General features: G+C 60.8%; 19 protein-coding genes. 4 read left to right on the top strand and 15 right to left on the bottom strand.

Translation table 11 applies throughout. The features are described 5' to 3' along the window. Window positions 1-9: 9 nt before the first annotated feature. The 4 genes from ACOGXC_RS03305 to lepA all read right to left on the bottom strand — a co-directional run bounded on the left by ACOGXC_RS03305 (window position 10) and on the right by lepA (window position 4,807). Complete coding sequence (locus tag ACOGXC_RS03305; protein ID WP_419919295.1) at window positions 10-705, bottom strand: RsmE family RNA methyltransferase; 696 nt, start codon at window positions 703-705, stop codon at window positions 10-12. Window positions 706-771: 66 nt separating this feature from the next. Then, entirely contained in the window at window positions 772-1,896 is a 1,125-nt protein-coding gene (gene dnaJ / locus ACOGXC_RS03300; RefSeq protein ID WP_419919294.1) for a molecular chaperone DnaJ, read from the bottom strand. Window positions 1,897-1,899: 3 nt separating this feature from the next. Continuing rightward, window positions 1,900-2,913, bottom strand: coding sequence for a heat-inducible transcriptional repressor HrcA (gene hrcA / locus ACOGXC_RS03295; protein ID WP_419919293.1), 1,014 nt, complete (start codon window positions 2,911-2,913; stop codon window positions 1,900-1,902). 109 nt (window positions 2,914-3,022) lie between these two features. Then, window positions 3,023-4,807, bottom strand: coding sequence for a translation elongation factor 4 (gene lepA, locus ACOGXC_RS03290; RefSeq protein WP_419920001.1), 1,785 nt, complete (start codon window positions 4,805-4,807; stop codon window positions 3,023-3,025). 142 nt (window positions 4,808-4,949) lie between these two features. Here lepA and rpsT point away from each other — a divergent pair, with 142 nt between their 5' ends. Next, complete coding sequence (gene rpsT / locus ACOGXC_RS03285) at window positions 4,950-5,219, top strand: 30S ribosomal protein S20 (protein ID WP_419919292.1); 270 nt, start codon at window positions 4,950-4,952, stop codon at window positions 5,217-5,219. Between the two features lie 106 nt (window positions 5,220-5,325). Here the strand turns inward: rpsT and holA are convergent, their stop codons facing one another. Next, window positions 5,326-6,339, bottom strand: a complete 1,014-nt coding sequence (gene holA / locus ACOGXC_RS03280) for a DNA polymerase III subunit delta (protein ID WP_419919291.1) — start codon at window positions 6,337-6,339, stop codon at window positions 5,326-5,328. A gap of 66 nt (window positions 6,340-6,405) precedes the next feature. Continuing rightward, window positions 6,406-7,248 (bottom strand): dihydropteroate synthase, encoded by an 843-nt coding sequence (gene folP, locus ACOGXC_RS03275; RefSeq protein ID WP_419919290.1) that lies wholly within the window; start codon window positions 7,246-7,248, stop codon window positions 6,406-6,408. A gap of 563 nt (window positions 7,249-7,811) precedes the next feature. On the opposite strand from folP, the gene ACOGXC_RS03270 reads away from it, so the two are divergent. Next, on the top strand, window positions 7,812-11,228 hold the full coding sequence (locus ACOGXC_RS03270; RefSeq protein ID WP_419919289.1) for a hypothetical protein: 3,417 nt from the start codon (window positions 7,812-7,814) through the stop codon (window positions 11,226-11,228). A gap of 87 nt (window positions 11,229-11,315) precedes the next feature. Here ACOGXC_RS03270 and ACOGXC_RS03265 read toward each other — a convergent pair whose 3' ends face one another. Together ACOGXC_RS03265 and ACOGXC_RS03260 are read right to left on the bottom strand one after the other, a co-directional pair. Beyond that, window positions 11,316-11,720, bottom strand: a complete 405-nt coding sequence (locus ACOGXC_RS03265) for an IS30 family transposase (RefSeq protein WP_419919288.1) — start codon at window positions 11,718-11,720, stop codon at window positions 11,316-11,318. An 11-nt stretch (window positions 11,721-11,731) separates the two neighbouring features. Beyond that, a complete protein-coding gene (locus ACOGXC_RS03260) occupies window positions 11,732-12,262 on the bottom strand; it encodes a transposase (protein WP_419919287.1) in 531 nt (176 codons plus the stop codon). A 29-nt stretch (window positions 12,263-12,291) separates the two neighbouring features. Here ACOGXC_RS03260 and ACOGXC_RS03255 point away from each other — a divergent pair, with 29 nt between their 5' ends. Both ACOGXC_RS03255 and ACOGXC_RS03250 read left to right on the top strand, forming a co-directional pair. Next, a complete protein-coding gene (locus ACOGXC_RS03255; RefSeq protein WP_419919286.1) occupies window positions 12,292-12,495 on the top strand; it encodes a hypothetical protein in 204 nt (67 codons plus the stop codon). After that, complete coding sequence (locus ACOGXC_RS03250) at window positions 12,488-13,042, top strand: IS256 family transposase (protein ID WP_419919285.1); 555 nt, start codon at window positions 12,488-12,490, stop codon at window positions 13,040-13,042. Before ACOGXC_RS03255 ends, ACOGXC_RS03250 begins: the two co-directional genes overlap by 8 nt. Before the next feature lie 27 nt (window positions 13,043-13,069). On the opposite strand, the gene ACOGXC_RS03245 is transcribed toward ACOGXC_RS03250, so the two are convergent. The 7 genes from ACOGXC_RS03245 to ACOGXC_RS03215 form a co-directional block, all read right to left on the bottom strand. After that, window positions 13,070-14,308: a DUF222 domain-containing protein gene (locus ACOGXC_RS03245; RefSeq protein WP_419919284.1), complete on the bottom strand. Its 1,239-nt coding sequence runs from the start codon at window positions 14,306-14,308 to the stop codon at window positions 13,070-13,072. 340 nt (window positions 14,309-14,648) lie between these two features. Continuing rightward, window positions 14,649-15,173, bottom strand: coding sequence for an IS256 family transposase (locus tag ACOGXC_RS03240; protein ID WP_419919283.1), 525 nt, complete (start codon window positions 15,171-15,173; stop codon window positions 14,649-14,651). After that, on the bottom strand, window positions 15,166-15,360 hold the full coding sequence (locus ACOGXC_RS03235; protein ID WP_419919282.1) for a hypothetical protein: 195 nt from the start codon (window positions 15,358-15,360) through the stop codon (window positions 15,166-15,168). Before ACOGXC_RS03235 ends, ACOGXC_RS03240 begins: the two co-directional genes overlap by 8 nt. Window positions 15,361-15,364: 4 nt before the next feature. After that, complete coding sequence (locus tag ACOGXC_RS03230) at window positions 15,365-15,694, bottom strand: helix-turn-helix domain-containing protein (RefSeq protein ID WP_419919281.1); 330 nt, start codon at window positions 15,692-15,694, stop codon at window positions 15,365-15,367. A 40-nt stretch (window positions 15,695-15,734) separates the two neighbouring features. Further along, window positions 15,735-17,507, bottom strand: coding sequence for a ComEC/Rec2 family competence protein (locus ACOGXC_RS03225; protein ID WP_419919280.1), 1,773 nt, complete (start codon window positions 17,505-17,507; stop codon window positions 15,735-15,737). Window positions 17,508-17,634: 127 nt separating this feature from the next. After that, window positions 17,635-18,294 (bottom strand): helix-hairpin-helix domain-containing protein, encoded by a 660-nt coding sequence (locus tag ACOGXC_RS03220; RefSeq protein ID WP_419919279.1) that lies wholly within the window; start codon window positions 18,292-18,294, stop codon window positions 17,635-17,637. Window positions 18,295-18,452: 158 nt separating this feature from the next. After that, the gene (locus ACOGXC_RS03215; protein WP_419919278.1) at window positions 18,453-19,400 is read right to left on the bottom strand and encodes an ABC transporter permease; all 948 of its coding nucleotides are present in this window, start codon (window positions 19,398-19,400) and stop codon (window positions 18,453-18,455) included. Window positions 19,401-19,403 lie beyond the last annotated feature (3 nt).

Genomic DNA, 19,403 nt, shown 5'->3' with positions numbered 1-19,403 from the left:
AGAGGCCCATCATTGGGTGCGGGTAAGGCCGTCGCGCAGGGCGGTGAGAAGGGCAGCAGCGGTGATGGCGGCGGTTTCGGCCCGCAGGACGCAGGGGCTGATCCGCACCGCGCCGAGCCGGTTCCGCTCGGCATCGGACCAGCCCCCCTCGGGGCCAATCAGGACAACGGGACGATCCAGGGTGGGCGGATCCCCATCCATGTCAGCCCGAACCGCTCCCGGCAGGCCGGCCAGACCGGCGTAGTCGGCCACCCCTCCGATCTCGGGAAGGCGCACCCGGCGGCTCTGCATCGCCGCCTCCCGAGCCACCCGGCACAACCGCTCGGTGTGACGGGCAGCCCGGTCGGGTTCCCAGCGCACCACACTGTGATCGGCGATGAACGGCAAGATGGTGTCCACACCAAGCTCGGTCAGCTTCTGGACAACCAGCTCGGGGCGACCCCCCTTGATCAGGGCGAAGCCAATGGTGAGGGGTGGGTGGGGTGCGGGAACGGGCACCACCGGGCCGGCGGGCTCGGCCTCACCACCCGGATCGGATCCCAAGCGGCAGGCCCGCCACGACCCCGCACCGTCGGAGATGGTGAAGGCATCGCCCGGTCTCAACCGCAGGGACCGGGTCAGGTGGCGACGGTCTTCGTCGCTTAGCTCGGGATGCTCCAAATCGGCCACGAAGACATGGGGGCCACCAGCGCTACCGGGATTCACCACTCCCCCACCAAAAGCAGCCGGCGCTACCGGGATTCACCACTCCCCCACCAAAAGCAGCCGGCACTACCGGGATTCGCGGCGGCGTCGTTTCCTCCGGGTGGCCGGAGCCACTTCCTCGCCCCGAATCTCGGCCAGCCGGCGGACCAGGTCGATCTGCTCATCATTCAACCCGGTGGGAGTTTCCACCATCGCCTGCACCAGCAGATCGCCCCGACCCCTACCCTCCAGCCGAGGCACCCCCCGGCCCTTGATGCGAAACACCCGCCCGGTCTGGGTGCCGGCCGGGACATCCAGATCCTCCACCCCGTCCAGCGTCTCGTACTTGACGTTGACCCCGAGGGCGGCCTGGGTCATGGTGAGGTGGATCTGGTCCAGCAGGTGGTCGCCGTCGCGCTCGAACCGGGGATGCGGGCGCACCTCCACATGCACGTACAGGTCTCCGGGAGGACCCCCCCGGGGCCCGACCGCGCCCCGGCCGGTGACTCGCAGCGTGGACCCGTGGCTCACCCCGGCGGGGATGGTCACCTTGTAGTCCTGATCTTCCACCACCCTGCCATCACCCCCGCATCCGGTACACGGGTCGGGAATCACCTCACCGGAACCGGAGCAGGTGTCACACACCGTCCGGGTGACCATCTGACCCAGGATCGACTGACGCACCCGCTGCACCTGGCCCATACCGTCGCAGGTTCCGCAGGTCACCGGCTGTACCCCCTCGGGCGCGCCCCGGCCCTCGCACTGCTCGCATACCGTGGCGGTGCGCACCGCCACCTCGGCATCGGCCCCCAGCACCGCCTGCTCAAAGTCGAGGGTCAGCGCCGTCTCCAGGTCGGCACCCTTCTGGGGGCCGCTCCGGGCCCGTCCCGTAGCCCTCCCGAACGGGCTGCCGCCAAACGCGCTCCCCCCGAAGAAGGCATCGAATACGTCGCCCAGGTTCATGCCCGAGAACGGATCGCCGCCCCCCGAGGCTCCCGGCGCAGTGCCGAAGCGGTCGTAGTGGGCTCGCTTCTGAGGGTCGCTCAGCGTCTCATAGGCGAGCGCTATCTCCTTGAACCGGGCCTCGGCCTCGGCGTTATCGGGATTGGCATCGGGATGGTACTGGCGAGCCAGCCTGCGAAATGCCTTCTTGAGGTCGTCCTCGGTGGCATCCCGGCCCACGCCGAGCAGGTTGTAGAAGTCGGCAGCCATGATCTACGGGACGGACAGCCGGTCGCCCAACTTCTGGCTCACCACCGCCACCGCGGCCAGAGCCTGGGGATAGTTCATGCGGGTGGGTCCCAGCACCCCGATGGACCCCACCGGCCGACCGGCCACCTCGTAGGGGGCCACGATCAGCGAGCACTCCGCCAGGGGGGCGATACCGGTTTCCGAGCCGATGGCCACGGTAAGGCCCCGATCCAGTATGTCTCTCACCAACGACACAACCACCAACTGCTTCTCCAGTATTCCCAGAACCGACCGTACCGTGTCGGTGGCATCGAACAGGCCGGCCACGCTGGCTGCCCCGCCCACGTACAGATCCTCCTCGGCTTCGCTCAGATCGGCCAGGGAGCCCATGATCCGAACCGCCAGAGGGGTCAGCCAGGAGGCAGTGATCTGCTCCCGCAGGGCGGTGATCGGCCGTCCGACCAGGAATTCGGTCAACCCCATGGCAGCTCGGGCCAGTTCCACCGGGTTGAAGGGGCCGTCCATCTCGATGGTGCGCTTGTCCACCGACCCGTTCTCGTACACCACCAGGGCCAGCACCTGGCGCTCCGACAGGTCAACCAGGTTCACCGACCGGATGGTGGCAGTCGAGTGCTGGGGGGCCACCACCAGGGCGGCGTAGGCAGTAAGGTCGGCCAGCAGAGCGCTGGTATCGGCCAGCATCTTCTCCAGCTCGTTGTGGGTGGTGTCAAAGAAGTCGCGCACCTGGCGGCGCTCGCTGCGGCTCAGGGTGTCGGGCACGTCGGTCAGGGAATCGACAAAATGGCGGTAGCCCTTATCGGTGGGGATGCGGCCGGCGCTGGTGTGGGGTTGGCTCAGATATCCGGCCTGCTCCAGGGCCACCATCTCGTTGCGGACCGTGGCGGGGGACACCCCCAGGTCGGCCAACTCCGAAACCTGGGTCGAACCCACGGGCTGGGTGGTCGAGATGTACCCCTCAACCACGGCCCGCAGCACCGCAGCCTTGCGCGCGGAGAGCATCTCGCCGTTTTTGCTCATCAAATCTTTGATACTAATGGCCCTGCCCAAGCCGGCCGCGGTCCAACCGGAACCACCGGGCCATCAACCTTTCAGTCATCCAGATGTAAGGCGGCCAATGGCCCTCATTTCAGTCGTCCAGACGGAGGGCGGAGATGAACGCCTCCTGGGGCACATCCACCCGGCCAATGGCCTTCATTTTCTTCTTGCCGGCCTTCTGGTTCTCCAGCAGCTTGCGCTTGCGGGTTACGTCACCGCCGTACAGCTTGGCGGTGACATCCTTGCGGTAGGCCTTAACGGTCTCACGAGCGATGATCTTGCCGCCGATGGCCGCCTGGATGGGAACGTCGTACTGCTGGCGGGGAATCAGCTCCTTGAGCTTGGTGGTCATGCGCCGCCCGTAGCTGTAAGCCGCATCCCGGTGAACGATGGAGCTGAAAGCGTCCACCGGCTCGTGCTGGAGCAGAATATCCACCTTGGTGAGGTTGGCGGGGGTGTACCCGTCGGGCTCGTAGTCGAGGCTTGCGTAACCCTGGGTGCGGCTCTTGAGCTGATCGAAGAAGTCCATCACCACCTCCGCCAGCGGCAGCCGGTAGGCCAGCTCCACCCGTTCGGGCGACAGGTACTCCAGCTTCTGCATTTCCCCCCGGCGACCCTGGCATAACTCCATGAGAGTGCCGGTGTATCCGGCCGGAGCGATGATGGTGACCGCCAGCATGGGCTCATGGATGGCCCGGACCTCGGCAGCGGGGGGCATGGCCGAGGGGTTGTCCACCTCAATCACCTCGTCGTTGTCCAGATACACCCGGTAGGCCACCGAGGGGGCGGTGGCTATCAAACTGAGGCCGAACTCCCGCTCGAGGCGCTCCCGCACGATCTCCATATGCAGGAGTCCCAGGAAGCCGCAGCGGAAACCGAAGCCCAGCGCCCCCGAGGATTCCGGTTGATAGTTGAAACTGGAGTCGCTCACCCGCAGCTTCTCCATGGCATCCCGCAGGGCCGCGAACTCGTCCCCGTCGATGGGGTACAGGCCGCAGAACACCATTGACTTGGGCTCCTGATAGCCGGCCAGTGGGTCGACCGCCCCCCCGCGGGCCGTGGTGACGGTCTCACCCGAGCGAGCCTCGGCCACGTTCTTCATTCCGGCGATGAGGTAACCCACCTCACCCGGCCCCAGCTCGTCGACCGGGGTCGGGCGGGGTCGCCAAACCCCGATCTCATCCACCTCCCGCTCGGTACGAGCCTGCATGAACCGGATTCCGGCCCCGGAACGCAGGCACCCGTTCATCACCCGCACCGAGCTGACCACACCCCGGTACTGATCGAAATGGGAGTCGAATATCAGCGCTTGGAGCGGGCCTTCGGGGTCGCCCGCAGGAGGCGGGGTGCGATCAACCACCGCTTCCAGCAGCTCTCTCACCCCCTCACCGGTCTTGGCGCTTATGGCCAGCACATCGGTGGCGGGGATTCCCAGCACCCGCTCGATCTCCGCCTTATAGCGCTCGGGCTCGGCCGCCGGCAGGTCGATCTTGTTGAGAGCGACCACGATCTCCAACTCGTTCTCGATGGCCAGGTAGCAGTTGGCCAGGGTCTGGGCCTCGATGCCCTGAGCCGCGTCCACCAGCAGGATCACCGACTCGCAAGCGGCCAGGGAGCGGCTCACCTCGTAGCCGAAATCCACGTGGCCGGGGGTGTCGATGAGGTTGATCACATAGCCGTCGTGATCCAGGCGCACGCTCTGGAGCTTGATGGTGATACCCCGCTCCCGCTCCAGGTCCATGGAGTCGAGGTACTGGGCCCGCATCTCCCGGGGGTCCACCGCCCCGCACAACTCGAGCATACGGTCGGCCAGCGTGGACTTGCCATGATCGATGTGGGCAATGATCGAAGTGTTGCGGATGCGAGATGAGTCAATGGCCACGATAACTCAAAACGCTACCGCCCTTTCCCGCGAACCTCCCAGGTTTTCTCCCGGTGTTCACCAAACCGGAGAAACCCTTTTCCCAGGTGGCTCCCATGTGGTTTTCGGAATCCAAAAACGGTAGGGTTACCCCCCTGTGGCGAACATCAAGAGCCAGATAAAGCGCAACCGCCAGAACGTCAAGCGTCGCGAACGCAACCAGGCGGTACGCTCGGAAATCAATACCCGCACCCGCACCGCCGTGGCTGCCGCCACCGATGGCAACGCCGCCGAAGCCGCCGAAGCCGCTCGCATGGCCATCAAGCGCATCGACAAGGCGGCCGGGAAGGGCATCCTGCATCCCAACACCGCGGCCCGGCGCAAGTCCCGCCTGATGAAGCGCCTGTCCCGGTTGCAGGCCGGTTAAACCCCTCGCGCAACCCCGCCGCGCCGCCCGCGCCGCCCGCTGAGCTGGGCCAGGCGAGCCACCAGCTAAAACCCGCCTTTCCCCTAGCCAGAGCCGAGCCGCCGGTTCATCGGTTGAGCTGGGCCAGGCGAGCCACCAGCACCTCCAGCACCATCGGGGGAGACATCGCGGTGGCACCCCGGAGATCCAGGTCGGCTTGGGCCAGCAGTTGGATGGATCGGGCAACCTTTTTCGACCCCAGCTTGCGAACCTGACGCAGCGCCTTGAGCGCCGGAAAGGTGGAGCCCTTGATTCCCAGAAGCTGGGCCGCCGCCTTGTCGTCCTCGGCACCGGAGCCGTCGAGCCTCAACAACCGGGCGTGATGGTTGTACAGGGTGGCCAGCACCTGCATCTCGTTGCGACCCCCACCATGGAGCATGCGGTGCAGTTTTTCCAGGGCGTCGGGGATGCTGCCCGCCGCCACCGCGTCGGTCAGTTCCCAGGGAGGCACCGATCCGGCCTCCCCTATAAACGGGGCCACGTCGTCGGCCTCCAGGGTCCGATCCGAGCCGTAGGCCGAGGCCAGAGTGGCCAGCACCGAGGGCAGGCGACTCATGTCCTCCCCCAGCCGGTCGGCCAGCAGCCGCTTGGCCCCGGCCCGCAAACGCAGTCCTGCCGTCGCGATCTGCCCGTCCATCCATTGGGTGACCCCGTCGCTGCCCCGGGGAACCCCGGCACCGACCACCTCCCCCCCGGCGGCAGCAACCGCAGACGACAAGCTCTTGGGTAGCGCGGCCATCCGTTGAAGCGCCGGCCCCTTCTCCCACACCAGCACCAGGTCGGTGGTGTCCAGCGGGTTCTTCAGATAGCCGAGCAGGGGGCCGAGGGACTCGGCGTTGGAGAACCGGCCCAGCTCCCGACCCACCACCACCCGCCGGGGGGTGAGAAACGGCGGGGTCTGGGCCGCGTCCACCAGCGGAGCTATCTCGTACTCCTCCCCCACCAGGTAAGCGGCTTCGGTGAGCTCGGACACCATCAGCTCCCGGTCACCGTCACCCACCAACCCAGCCACCCGCTCCCTGACCGCGGTGGACAGCAACACATCATCACCCCCGTGCAACAAAACCACAGTCGCACTCATGCCATTGCCCCACGGGATTGCAGGATCGCGCTCATGCCATGGCCCCCCGTGACTGCAAGATCGCACTCATGCCATGGCCCCCCGCGACTGCAGGATCGCGCTCATGAAATCTGCCACTCGGCGGGTTCCGACCACATCGTGAGCTCGCAGGATCCGGCAGCCCAACCCGATGCCCAGGGTGTGAGCCGCCAGCGTGGCCTCCCGCCGGTCCCCCACATCGGTGCCGGTAAGCTCACCCAGAAAGCGCTTGTTGGACACCGAAAGCAGCACCGGGTAGCCCAAATCCACCAACTCGCCGGCCCGGTGCAGCAGTTCGGTGGACATCTGGGGGGTTTTCCCCAGGTCGTGGCCCGCATCCAGCATCACCCGCCGGGCCGGGATCCCCGCGTCCACCGCCCATCGGGCCCGCTCGGACAGGAACCGGCTCACCTCCTCCATCAGGTTGCCGTACACCGGTTCGGGGTCGGCCACCCGGGGGGCCAAACGCACATGGCAGGCCACCACCGAAGCCCCGGCCTCAGCCGCGGCCGGGAGGAAGTCGGGATCGGCGAACCCGCTGATGTCGTTGCCCACCACGGCCCCGGCGGCGTAACTCTCCCGGGCCACCGAAGCCCGCCATGTATCCACCGAGATCGGCAGGTCGAAACGCCGGTGCAGCGCTTCGATGGCGGGCACCACCCGATCCATCTCCTCAGCCTCGGTCACCTCCGGGCCGGGCCCGGCCTTCACCCCTCCCACATCCAGGAGGTCGGCCCCCTCGGCCACCAGCTTCTCGGCCCGGCCCAGGAAAGCATCAAAATCCCAGTAGCTACCGGCATCGTAGAAAGAGTCGGGTGTGCGATTCAAAATACCCATGACCAGAGCCCTGCTGGACACGTCGTAGCCGCGACTCCCCAGCTCCACTATCACAACAGCGACGCTACACCGCCACCCCACCGCTGCGCCGCCACCAACCGAACTGTCAACAACCTCCATAAGGATTACACCTACTCTTTCCCTCGCTCAAAGCGGCCTCACTGGGGTATGTGCCTCGCGGTCAGGATCAAAAGGCGCTTCGGGTTTCACCTCCTGGCTCCCTTCGGCCCTGACCGCGACACTCTTGTTGACAGAAGCTCAACGCCAGACTGAAGAGGGCCACCAACGACAACAACACCAAACACTGTTACCATTAGCCCCATGACCACCCCACCCGAACCCGACTCGATGACCCCGACCGAGGGCCTACCCCCCAACCAATACCGCCCCCCACCGAAACCGCTACCACAAACTGATACCCCTTCATCTCCCCCCTCCCCTTTTCTGGTTTTTGTAGCCTATGTAATGGCACTTGCACCTTTACTTATAGGCTTCCTCTTATTCTCGATGCATTATTTACCTCACTGGTATGGTTTGTCTAAGCAAACTACTTTTTTTGTATCTCGTGGGATTGTGGGGCTTTTATTACTCCTCTGGATTTGGGTAAAAATTTTAGAGTGGAAAGACAAGAGAAAATTAAGGAGTCAGCGGCCATGAGAAGGTTGTTGGTGTTTGTTGTTGTTGCCGGGTTGTTGGCTTCGGTTGCTCCTAAGGTTGTGTTGGCGCATGATCCTCAGACTATAACTAAGGACGTTTATGAGGATAGGGTAGTTCCTGTTTATGAGGATTTTTGGAAAGAAACTGTAAGGGTTCCTAATTATACACCTGGTTCTTTGAGTTTTCGTATGGCTGCTCGTAAGACGGCGAATAGTAGGGTTGAGTTAGCATTACAGGAGCGTATTGCAGTTGCTCTTATTGTTTCCTGGGGTGACCGTCAGTATCCTGTTACTCGGTTTTTCCCTTTGTCTACTGCCACTGGGAAATGGTTGCATAGCGCTCCGATCAGTTTTGGTAATGCTACGGTTCGTATTGCTGCTCGTAAGACGGCGAATAGTAGGGTTGAGATTGCTTTACAACCACGCGTTGGTAATACCTGGGGTGCTTATAAGTACCCTTCTAAAAGGTTTTTCCCTTTGTCTACTGCTATTGGGAAATGGTTGTATACCTCCACAGTTACCGTTGGCTTCACAGAAACAACGTATCGGACTGAGACCCGGTATCGTAAGGTTACCGACCCTCCCCCCAATAACTATACCGTGATATCAAAGCAAAAGGTACGGAGACAAACAGGCACTACCACTATACAAGAAAAGACTGGGACAACAACCGTTACCACCCATACACCACATAACAACTGTCCGTCAGGGAGCACTCATGCTCGCAACAAAAATTCATTACCTGCTACATCAAGCTCTTCAACTATGTTTGGCTATGGGCTGTGGATCGATGATAATGATAATCTCTATAGATCGCGAATTGAAATATATGAAGCATATAAAAAGCGTTGGGACCAAGGTTTAGAAGCATTTCCAGTGTATCCGGTTCAATGGGTGAAATATGATGAACACCATCCTAATTGTTATAAGTATGGCCCTATTCTTCCTAGTCACAGTTCAGGTGGTGGTATTAATTGGGGTGGGCTATTTAAAAAGATTTATGACGCAGGATCAGACATAGTACGATCTGGAGTAAACCTAGGGCAAAACGCAGTAAATCACTTAGGTAATTTGAGCAGAGATGGACTAAATGCATTGGCTGGTATATCGTCCCAGCAGTGGGAAGATGTTCGTAACCTTATGTCTTATATAAGGTCAACTGATGAGCACTGGTACAATTCAGGGCCTTACTACTATTACACGTGCGAATACTTTGGTATTACTAAATTGGGTACTGGTGGTGTTTTTCTTACTGGTATTGCCATATTTAATAGCTTGAATAATTATTTGATAAGTAAAGGACTTCCTGCCATAGTTAACACTGCTAGGTTGGTATCACTCTTCAGTAAGATAACTCCTCTTGGTGCGATTGCGAGTACCATTTTTACAGCATACTGTTTTTTGTTCCCACCGACATGGAGACCGGGTATGCCACTTCCCCCTAAACCACCTTCTAATATAACTTCTAGGTGTTCTGCTGGCAACCGTACTTTAACTGTTAGCTGGAGGGCTGCTAGTAATGCCAGCTACTACACTGTGCGTCTATTCACTTCTGTAGAAGGCAAAAATACATGGGAAACTAAACATGTAGAAGGTGGGTCTACTACTTCAACTACTTTTCCTATAATACCCGGTAAAAATTATACTGTTGATATGTATAGCATGAGAAGAGTTACCATTAATAATGTGCAAGGATTGATGGGCGCAGGCCCAGTTAAAATGCCGGGCAGTATCACTTGTGCTGTGCCTGTACCTCCGCCTTCTAATGTTTCAGTTAGTTGTTCGGCTGATGGCCGTACTTTGACTGTCAGCTGGGATGCCGTCGTGGGGGCTACTTCTTATGAGTTCAAGGTGGTTGGTAGGTCTGCTGAGACGGTGGATGCTCCTGCTACTTCTGGTACTCTTGTGGTGTCTCCCGGTCGTGCTTATACGGCTCAAGTAAGAAGTGCTGTAACTAGCGGTGGTAATAGTAGGTATTCGGGTTGGGTTAGTCAGTCTGATGTTACTAAGTGTGCTGATAATAGGCCGATGGTGGTGCCTTCTAACGTATCTATTAGGTGTTATGCTGGTGGGGTTAAGGGTAGGGCTGGTGTTGTTAGTGTTATTGTTAATTGGGATGCTGACTCGACGGGTAGGACTGAGCGTTATGAAGTGGAATCGAATGCGTCGCTTGGTAATAGGTTGTCTAAAATTGTGATCGGTGCTAATACGGCTACTTTTATTAGGACGGAGAACGGTAGGTATAGTTTCAAGGTTCGCGGGTATTCTTCTAAGTCTGGGGTGGGTTGGTCGGGTTGGTCTTCTTACGGCCCTGTTAAGACTTGTAATGCTCCTACGGCTTCGCCGTTGGGGGTGCCTTCTGTTTCCCATGTTGATTGTGTTTCTAGTAATAGGCCGGGTACGGTGAATGTGACGGTTAGGTGGTTGAGTGGTGATCTCAGAACCCGGAGTTTTGCTGTTCGCGATGTGTTGGGTTCAGGTTTGTCGAGAACTGGTTTGACTGGTACTACAGCTGTGTTTCCTCGAACGGTGAAAGGAACCTATCAATTCGAGGTTCAGGCACGGGCTTCTGGTATTCCTTCTTCGGTTTGGTCTTCCAGGAGTACCCGTATCACCTGCACTCCACCCGCTACTACCACTCCTTCACCTACTGCTACCCCCACTCCTACTCCTACTGCTACGCCGACTCCGGCTCCTACTGCTACTCCAACTGCTACGCCTAAGACGGTGTCTGTGCCTGCTAATGTGAGGGCTAGTTGTGCTACTCCCAGTCGTAATCCTAATAATCCTAGAACTGCTGTTATAAATGTTGTTGTTGAGTGGGATGCTGACCCGACGGGTATAACTACGAGTTATAGTGTTCGGGATAATAATCGTACTCCGGGGATGACTAAGAGGGTGACTAATACTTCGGCTGTGTTTGAGCAAACGGCGAATGGTACTTATCAGTTTATAGTTGCCGGGTATTCTGACTCTTTGAAGAAATGGTCGCATTGGTCTTCTCAGTATAATAGTAACGCCCGTGTTGCTTGTAATGTTCCCACTCCCACGCCTACTGCTACGCCTGCGCCTACGGTTGTTCCTGCGCGGTTGGGGGTGCCTTCTGTTTATCGTGTTGATTGTGTTTCTAGTAGTAGACCGGGTACGGTGAATGTCTTGGTTGAGTGGCGTAGTGGGGATAGCAGGACTCGGAGTTATGCTGTTCGCGATGTGTTGGGTTCGGGTTTGTCGAGAACTGGTTTGACTGGTACTTCGGTTTCGTTTCCTCGAACGGTGAGGAGTACTTATCAGTTCGAGGTTCAGGCCCGAGCTTCTGGTATTCCTTCTTCTGAGTGGTCTTCCAAGAGTATCCGCTTTACTTGTTCCCCGCCCGGTTAGGTGTTTGGTTCTGAGGCGGGGTCGCCCGGTTGGGTGTTTGGTTTTGAGGCAGGGAAGGGTAGGCTCTATTGGTGATCGCGACAGGGTTTAGTGTAGATGGTTTGGGCGGGTTGCCAGTGGTGGAGTCTGCGGGGCATGGAGGTCTTCGATGATGGCGAGGCGTACCGGGTCGATGTTGAGGTTGGTGCTTTTGGGTAGCCAGGGTCTGAGTGTGGTGTTGTTTTGTTCGTTGGTGGGTCGTTGCCAGGGGGATCGGGGTTCGTAGAAGTAGATCTGTATGCCCAGGTTGTGTTCGATTTCGGCGCATTTGGCCATTTCTGTTCCTTGGTCCCAGGTCAGGGTTTTGACCATTGCGGTGGGTTGGCGTTTGAGTGCGGCGGTGACGGCTTTGGCGGTGTTGTGGGCATCGTAGCCATCGGGTAGTGGTACTACCAGGGTTTGGCGGCTGGTGCGCTCCACCAGGGTGGCTACTGCTTGATTGGTTGTTCGCACCGATTATGAGATCACCTTCCCAGTGGCCCGCCTCGGCTCGGGTGGCGACTATTTCGGAAGCGCTGCGCTATGGGCCGGAAATCGCCCAGCACGGAGCGTTTCGCCTGTTCACAACGGCTTCGGGGTTTGCGCCGCCGGCGTTGTCGTACCAGCAGTTTCCAACTATCAGCTGCTAGGCCGCTGCGTCCGGTGGGATCGTAACAGGCCCGGTAGATGGTTTCTGCGCACACCCGCAGCCCTTGTTTGCGGAGAGCTTCTGAGATCGCATGAGGTGACCAACGATCAGCCAACAACTCGGCCACCGCCCCCGCCAACCCGCTATCTGTGGCCAACTTGGATGGGCGAGGCCTCAAAGCCCGCACCTCGGCAGCAGCTTGGGCCGCATCGGCCCGATACACCGAACCACCCCCGTTGCGCCGAAGTTCCCGCCACACCGCCGAACGGCACCTCCCCAACCGGCGGGCCACCTCAGCTGTCCCCACCCCCATCCCAACCATCGTCTCGATGCGGGCACGCTCGCTCGCAGACAACCTCTGTGCCATACTGGAACACCTCCACCGGTGATTCGCCAATGTTTCTGATCGACCATCATGGCCGACCTGTCGCGATCACCGGTGGAGCCTTCCGTGGTATTGAACAGGATGCATTGTTGGTGTTGGATGAGTTGTTGGATGTGCTGGTGGAGCGTGTCCGCTCGGAGGGTGTTGAGTTGTTGGGACCTGGGGGGTTGTTGTCTCAGGTGACCAAGGCGGTGCTGGGGGCGTTTGTTGGCTGAGGAGCTTTCGGAGCATTTGGGCTACGACAAAGGGGATGTGTCGGGTCACGGGTCGGGTAACTCACGCAACGGGGTGTCTTTCAAGCGGGTGCACACCGATACGGGGATTGTGGAGCTAGATGTGGGTCGGGATCGTGCCGGCACGTTTGAGCCACAGATCGTGCCTAAACGTTCAACACGTCTGGCGGGGTTCGACGAGAGGATCATCGCCTTGTATGCCCGGGGTATGACCGTTCGTGATGTGCAAGCGCATCTGCGGGAGATTTACGGGGTGGAAGTATCCCATGATCTGATCTCCAAAGTCACCGACGGGGTTATGGATGAGATGCAAGCCTGGCGGACCCGGCCTCTAGATGAGGTGTACCCGATCATTTTCATCGACGCGCTGGTGATCAAGGTCCGTGACAACAAAGTCGCCAACCGGTCCTGCTGCCTCGCGGTGGGTGTTGACATCGACGGGCGAAAAGACCTGCTAGGTGTAACCCTTATCGAGGTTGTTGACAGTTCGGTTGGGGGTTGGCCGGTTATCGCCACAGGTCGGTTGTAACGGGTGGAGGTCTGCTGTGTTGGTTGGTTAGGGGCTGAGGAGGACGTTGCTGTAGGTGGGTTTTCGGGTCCATGGGGTGGGGGGTGGTTGGGGTTGGTGTTTGTGGGTTTGGGCGTGGCAGGTGGGGCAGAGTAGGACGAGGTTGTTGATGCTGGTTCTGCCGCCGTGTTCCCAGGGTTTGATGTGGTGTATGTCGCAGGCAGTGGCTCTTAGCCCGCAATTGACACAGTGTTTGTCTCGGGCGTATAGAGCGAGTTTTTGTTTTTGGGTGGCCGAGCGTTGCTTACGACCCAAATACAGGGGCACCCCCTCGGCGGTGAAGATGGCTGGTATTAGGGCTGCGTCGCAGGCGATGCGGCGTAGTTCGTCCATGTCGATGGGGGTGTCGTCTATGAGCCCGGCGTTTTTGAGCTGGCCGGTGAGCAGGTCGTAGTCAACCTTGACCAAAAGCGTGGTGGGTTGCACCGCCACGTCACCGCCATGATCACCACAGATGCCACTGGCGGTTTTGGGGTTCTTACCAGGGGTTTGGGTGATGAGAGCAGCGAGTGCGTCGGCTGCGCGCTGTTGGTGGGTGCGGTCGTTGCCATTTTTGGAGTCGTCGCGGAACATGCGATCACACATGCCGTCGAGTGCGGTTTTGACCCGTTCACCGGTCACCCGGTCCAACTCGGCGTGTAACACCACCATGCCATCATCACCGTTGAACACCGCAGCCTTGCGACGGCGGCGCTGCTGATCAAGCCGCGACTCACTGTCGGTGCCGCGCCGGTCGTCCTCCTGGCGGGCCAGGGTTTTCCTGAACTTGTCCAGGTTCTCGGTTTTGGCTTTGTCGATCAACTCTTCTTCTTGGGCTCGGTTCAAAGGCACCCGACCGTGGGACTCCCCCAGCAAGCGGGCGTGGTCTATGGAGAACCCGCCGGCTTTGACCGCGTCCACGGTGGTGGGTAGTTCTCGCAGGGATCCGGCGGTGCGGGCTTGGCGGTTGGCCAGGTAGCGGCCCATTCCGAATTGGAGGCAAAGAGCCTGCACCTCGCCCTCGCCCAAAAGATCACCGTAACGGTTCAACACCTCGGTCATGTACCCGTCCAGTGTGCAGCGGGCAGCGTTGATCTCGAACAGCAAATCGAACAAACCCTTGGAATCCATCCCCTCCAAATCAACCATCTCCAAACGCAAAACATCCCCACCACCAGCATCGTCACTGCCAGCAGCATTGGCATCAGTATTGGTCTCGTCACTGGAAACACTGAGGTCGAACTTCATACCTGTAATACTATCAGCCCGGGTGACAATACCCACCCAAAACATAAAGATATTTCTGAAAATCCAAAAAATGTTAGGAAAAATAGGTACAGACCAGACCTTATATAACATCTATGATGTGGACCCACCCGATCAGCAATCGACCTCAACAACACCGGCGCTCCCTTTGAACACAAGAAAGAGGGCTAACCGATGGTGACGAGCCTGAGCCATACCCGACTCAACCCTTCGTACCATCAACAACCACCCCGCGGACATAAAAAGCGCATTACCATGTGACACAGAGCCTCCCCTGCCACCCAGATGGATGCTTTACAACCACCTCAATGGCATCACAGACTCACCCAACCGAACTGTCAACAACCTCGATAAGGGTTACACCTAGCAGGTCTTTTCGCCCGTCGATGTCAACACCCACCGCGAGGCAGCAGGACCGGTTGGCGACTTTGTTGTCACGGACCTTGATCACCAGCGCGTCGATGAAAATGATCGGGTACACCTCATCTAGAGGCCGGGTCCGCCAGGCTTGCATCTCATCCATAACCCCGTCGGTGACTTTGGAGATCAGATCATGGGATACTTCCACCCCGTAAATCTCCCGCAGATGCGCTTGCACATCACGAACGGTCATACCCCGGGCATACAAGGCGATGATCCTCTCGTCGAACCCCGCCAGACGTGTTGAGCGTTTAGGCACGATCTGTGGCTCAAACGTGCCGGCACGATCCCGACCCACATCTAGCTCCACAATCCCCGTATCGGTGTGCACCCGCTTGAAAGACACCCCGTTGCGTGAGTTACCCGACCCGTGACCCGACACATCCCCTTTGTCGTAGCCCAAATGCTCCGAAAGCTCCTCAGCCAACAAACGCCCCCAGCACCGCCTTGGTCACCTGAGACAACAACCCCCCAGGTCCCAACAACTCAACACCCTCCGAGCGGACACGCTCCACCAGCACATCCAACAACTCATCCAACACCAACAATGCATCCTGTTCAATACCACTCACAAAGACTCCTTTCCAAAAACCCGGACCCGACAGGCCCAGCAAACAATCAAACCACCCCCCTTACACAAAACACCTGACAAGCCCAAGCATCTGAGATCGCATGAGGTGACCAACGAAGCGCCAACAACCCGGCCACCGCCCCCGCCAGCACGCTATCTGCGGCCAACTTGGATGGGCGAGACCTCAAAGCCCGCACATCCGCAGCAGCCTGGGCCGCATCGGCCCGATACACCGAACCACCCCCGTTGCGCCGCAACTCCCGCCACACCGCCGAACGGTTCCTACCCAACCGGCGGGCCATCTCAGCAGTCCCCACCCCCATCCCAACCATCGCCTCGATGCGGGCACGCTCGCCCGCACACAACCTCTGTGCCATACCAGAACACCCCCACGCAGCGCCACCGGCAACCACACGATCACGCGGCACCGCCGGCATGGGTGGCTGTCACCACCAGGTGGGGGTCGTGGGACACCACATTTACCTCCAGGCCCCCGACCAGCACGCGCCGGCCGGTGCCAACAGTGGTCGCTCCGCCTATCCGGTGGCCGGGCGGGGCGACCACCGCCCCCACCCACATCCGCTCCCGCAATGCCCAGACCTGCTCACGCTGCGCCTGCCCGCCACGGTCGGCCACCACCAGATCGGCGGCACCCACCCCGGCGCGACGCAGATCCTCCAGCAGCCTCCCGGTCGAGCGGTTGGCTCCGAGCACCACCACCGTGGTCCGGTCGTGCCGCCACACCTCGACACCGGAGTCGAGTACCGCGTGGAACGGTGGATCGGTGATCCGCAGGGCTACCGCCGGCACCAAGAGCGCGATGGTCAACCCCACCACGGCCACCGCCCGCAGCAGTCGCCGCCGGGCCAGCCACCAGCCCCCCACGCCGATGACCACCGCAACCAGGTGGAGGCCCCGCAGCTCGCCCAGCCGGGCCGAAGCGGCCCAACCGGCCACCGCTTGAATCCAACCCACACCCAACGCGGTGGGCCAGTGGATCAACTGGGCCGCCGGCCCACCCACCAACCCTGCCACAACCCCGGCCGAGAGGCTCCACATCATGATCGGACCGGCCACCGGGGCGGCCAGCAGGTTGGCCGGCAAGGAGGCTACCGGAACCCCGCCGAAGGTGGCGATCAGCAGGGGAGCCACCGCCAACTGGGCGGAGACGGTGACGCTCAGCGCATCGGCCAGCACCCGGGGACCGGGTATGCGCTCGGCCAGGGGGACCGACCACAAGATGATTCCCACCGAGGCCCCCACCGACAACCGGAAGGCCACCGAGTGGACCAGTAGCGGATCCACCAGCACCAGCAAAGCCACGGCCAGGGCCAGCACCCGGCGGCTGGAGGCCTCGCGGCCCAGCAGCGTGGCGGTGGCAGCAATGGCCGCCATAACCGTGGCTCTGAGCACCGAGGGTTCGAACCGGGTGACCAGAGCGAAGAAGCCGATCAACCCCAGGGTGAGCACCCAGCGACCCCGGTAGTCGAAGCGCTCGATGAGGGGGCGGGCCAATATGAGCACGAAGGCCACGTTCTGGCCCGACACCGCCAGCAGATGGGTGAGTCCGGCTGCTCGGAAGTCGTCGGACAGTACCGGTGACTGGTAGCGGTCGTCGCCGTAGGACAACCCGGTGAGCAGGGCGTGTTGATCGCCACCCAGCGACTCGGCTCCCCGGGCAATGGTACGACGCAACCAGTTGGCCAGTTGGTAGGCCGGGGCCCCACTCCGGGAGCCATGTATCTGGTCGATGCTGAGCCGGTTGCTGATGTGACGGGCCGCCAGGTACGCCGGCAGTGGCTGGATGGAGCGGACGCTGCCGGTGACGACGGCGCGGTCCCCGGCCAGGCGCTCGCCCAGATCTCGGGCAGCCCGACCGTAGGCCCAGGCCTCGTAGCGCCGCCCGCCGGCCCGCACATCCACCCGCATCCCGGCACCGGCGGGGATCGGGTCGGCCACCAGGGTAACCTCTCCCTCGAAGGCCGCCGCCGGCACCGGGTCGAGGCCCGACCAGGCTCTCGCCCCCAGCGATGACCCCAACAGCACCACCGCGGCAACCAGCAGCCACGGCTTGCGAGCGGCCAGGGCGACCACTCCAAGGGCAATGGCCGGGATCAACGGCACCGCCGCCGACCACCAAGCCCCAGCAATGGCGGCAACGGCCAAAGCCACCACCTGGCGGTCGCTCACCGCAACCCACCGCTGCCTGACCCACGATGGGCCCACCACCACCCACCACCGAACCCACGGCTGCCCCGCCACCCACCGCCACCGAACCCACGATGGGCCCCGGTAGCACTCCCCCGACCCCCACCGCTCACACGACTACCAGGTCACGGATCGCCTCCAGCTTGGCCGGCCCTATACCCGGCACGGCCAGCAGCCCGCTCACCGTTTTGAATCCGCCGGCGCGCTGGCGGTACTCGACAATGGCCGCGGCTATGGCCGGGCCCACCCCGGGCAGCGACTCCAGATGCTCGGCAGTGGCGGAGTTCAGATCAAGGGGCCCGGATGGCGCGCTGCGCTCCGACCCGTTCTCCCCAATGAGCGCAGGAACGGCATCCTGGCCCAGCCTGGGAAAGTACACCCGCTGACCGTCGGACAGCTCCGCGGCCAGGTTCACCCGGTCGAAATCGGCATCGGGGGTCAACCCCTGGGCCGCACCAACCAGATCGAGGACGCGGGCACCATCCGGCAGGCGGTAAACACCGGGAACTTCGACCGCGCCGGCGGCGTGAACCAGAATCGGAAGCGGTTCGGGCGAGGGAGTAACCGGCAGCGGCGTGGCCCGGGGGATCACCGCCTCGGGCCGGGGTGCCCGATCGGTTCCAACCATCAAGTAGACCACCACCCCGGTGGCGATCAGGGCGCAGATCCCGACCACCAGCAGCCGGATCAGGTAGCGGTAGTCATCCCACATCTCCCGGATCCGCTCCGCAGGAGTCAACCGGGGAGGAGGAAGCGAGGAGCCTTCCATGTGCCGTTCCCGGCGCGGCGCGCCCTAACCGTGACGGGGGAAGTACGCCAACTATACCAGACGCGCTCACAAGCTGCCCACGCCCCTCGCCGGTTAGCCCCGATTTGCTACGCCGAAGTGTTCGGCATACCAGACGTGCTCACAAGCTGCCCCTCGGCCTAGAGCGATATGACCTGGCCGCGCTGTTGTGAGGCTTGCCAGCGAAGGGCTTTGCGCTCGATCAACCCGATCCCACCGTTCATTATCAGCGCGATCAACGCCAGGATGAACACGATTGCGAAAGTATCGTCATAGGAGAGCTGGTTGGCTGCGTAAGCCAACCGCTGGCCAAGACCCCGCTTAGCCGAAAATATCTCGCCGAACACGACGGCAAGAACCGAGATCACAGCCGCAAGTCGCAGGGCACCGAAAACCGCAGGAGTTATACCGGGCAGCGTCACCTTGGCGAAGAGCTGGCGCTGGGATGCCCCCATGGTGCGAGCAACCAGTTCCACATCGGGATCCACCAGAGCCACCGCCGCCTGCGTGGGCACCTGCACGATGAAAAAAACGATTATAACTGCCAGGACCACCTTGGAGGATTCACCCACGCCGTAGACAATAAGGATAAGAGGCAAAAAAGCAATCTTGGGCATTGCGTTTATGACGATTATGAAAGGTCCCACCGTCTTGGCCACCTTCCGATACCGCCCAAATGTGATGCCCACGAGGAGTCCTAGTATCGAGCCGATCGCGAAACCGAATAAAGCCTCCTTCACGGTAACCCAAAAGTCCTGCCAGAAGAGCTTTTCGTGGTAGATGTCCGTGAAATACTCCCACGTCTCTCCGGGACTGGCTCGGAAGGTTTCCTTGACTTCAGGAAAGGGTTGAACACCAAATAGAGAGACATCCCAACTGAACAAACCTGGGACAGTTATCGAGGTGAAGCCGTTCCAAACGATCTCGTAGTGCCACAGCGCCCAAATTCCGAACAGGATCGCCACCCGCATCAACTGGATGGGTATGTCCAAACGGCGCAACCGGTATCTCCAGATGGATTCCTGCGGTATCAGTGCCTCCACTTCCTCCTGGTTGAGCGCATCCACAGGAGAAACTTGATCAGCCATGTC

Source organism: Candidatus Poriferisocius sp., from assembly GCF_965202595.1.
GTDB lineage: Bacteria > Actinomycetota > Acidimicrobiia > Acidimicrobiales > Bin134 > Poriferisocius.
Note: the sequence above shows the minus strand (reverse complement) of the source record. Positions and strands in the feature narration are given on the sequence as shown.

What these genes read in the sequence shown, in the direction of transcription:
- hrcA (WP_419919293.1), bottom strand. Translation starts at nt 2,913, where the DNA reads ATGAGCAAAAACGGCGAGATGCTCTCCGCGCGCAAGGCTGCGGTGCTG.
- dnaJ (WP_419919294.1), bottom strand. Translation starts at nt 1,896, where the DNA reads ATGGCTGCCGACTTCTACAACCTGCTCGGCGTGGGCCGGGATGCCACC.
- ACOGXC_RS03215 (WP_419919278.1), bottom strand. Translation starts at nt 19,400, where the DNA reads ATGGCTGATCAAGTTTCTCCTGTGGATGCGCTCAACCAGGAGGAAGTG.
- ACOGXC_RS03230 (WP_419919281.1), bottom strand. Translation starts at nt 15,694, where the DNA reads ATGGCACAGAGGTTGTGTGCGGGCGAGCGTGCCCGCATCGAGGCGATG.
- ACOGXC_RS03220 (WP_419919279.1), bottom strand. Translation starts at nt 18,294, where the DNA reads ATGGAAGGCTCCTCGCTTCCTCCTCCCCGGTTGACTCCTGCGGAGCGG.
- ACOGXC_RS03260 (WP_419919287.1), bottom strand. Translation starts at nt 12,262, where the DNA reads ATGGCACAGAGGTTGTCTGCGAGCGAGCGTGCCCGCATCGAGACGATG.
- ACOGXC_RS03255 (WP_419919286.1), top strand. Translation starts at nt 12,292, where the DNA reads ATGTTTCTGATCGACCATCATGGCCGACCTGTCGCGATCACCGGTGGA.
- holA (WP_419919291.1), bottom strand. Translation starts at nt 6,339, where the DNA reads ATGAGTGCGACTGTGGTTTTGTTGCACGGGGGTGATGATGTGTTGCTG.
- ACOGXC_RS03245 (WP_419919284.1), bottom strand. Translation starts at nt 14,308, where the DNA reads ATGAAGTTCGACCTCAGTGTTTCCAGTGACGAGACCAATACTGATGCC.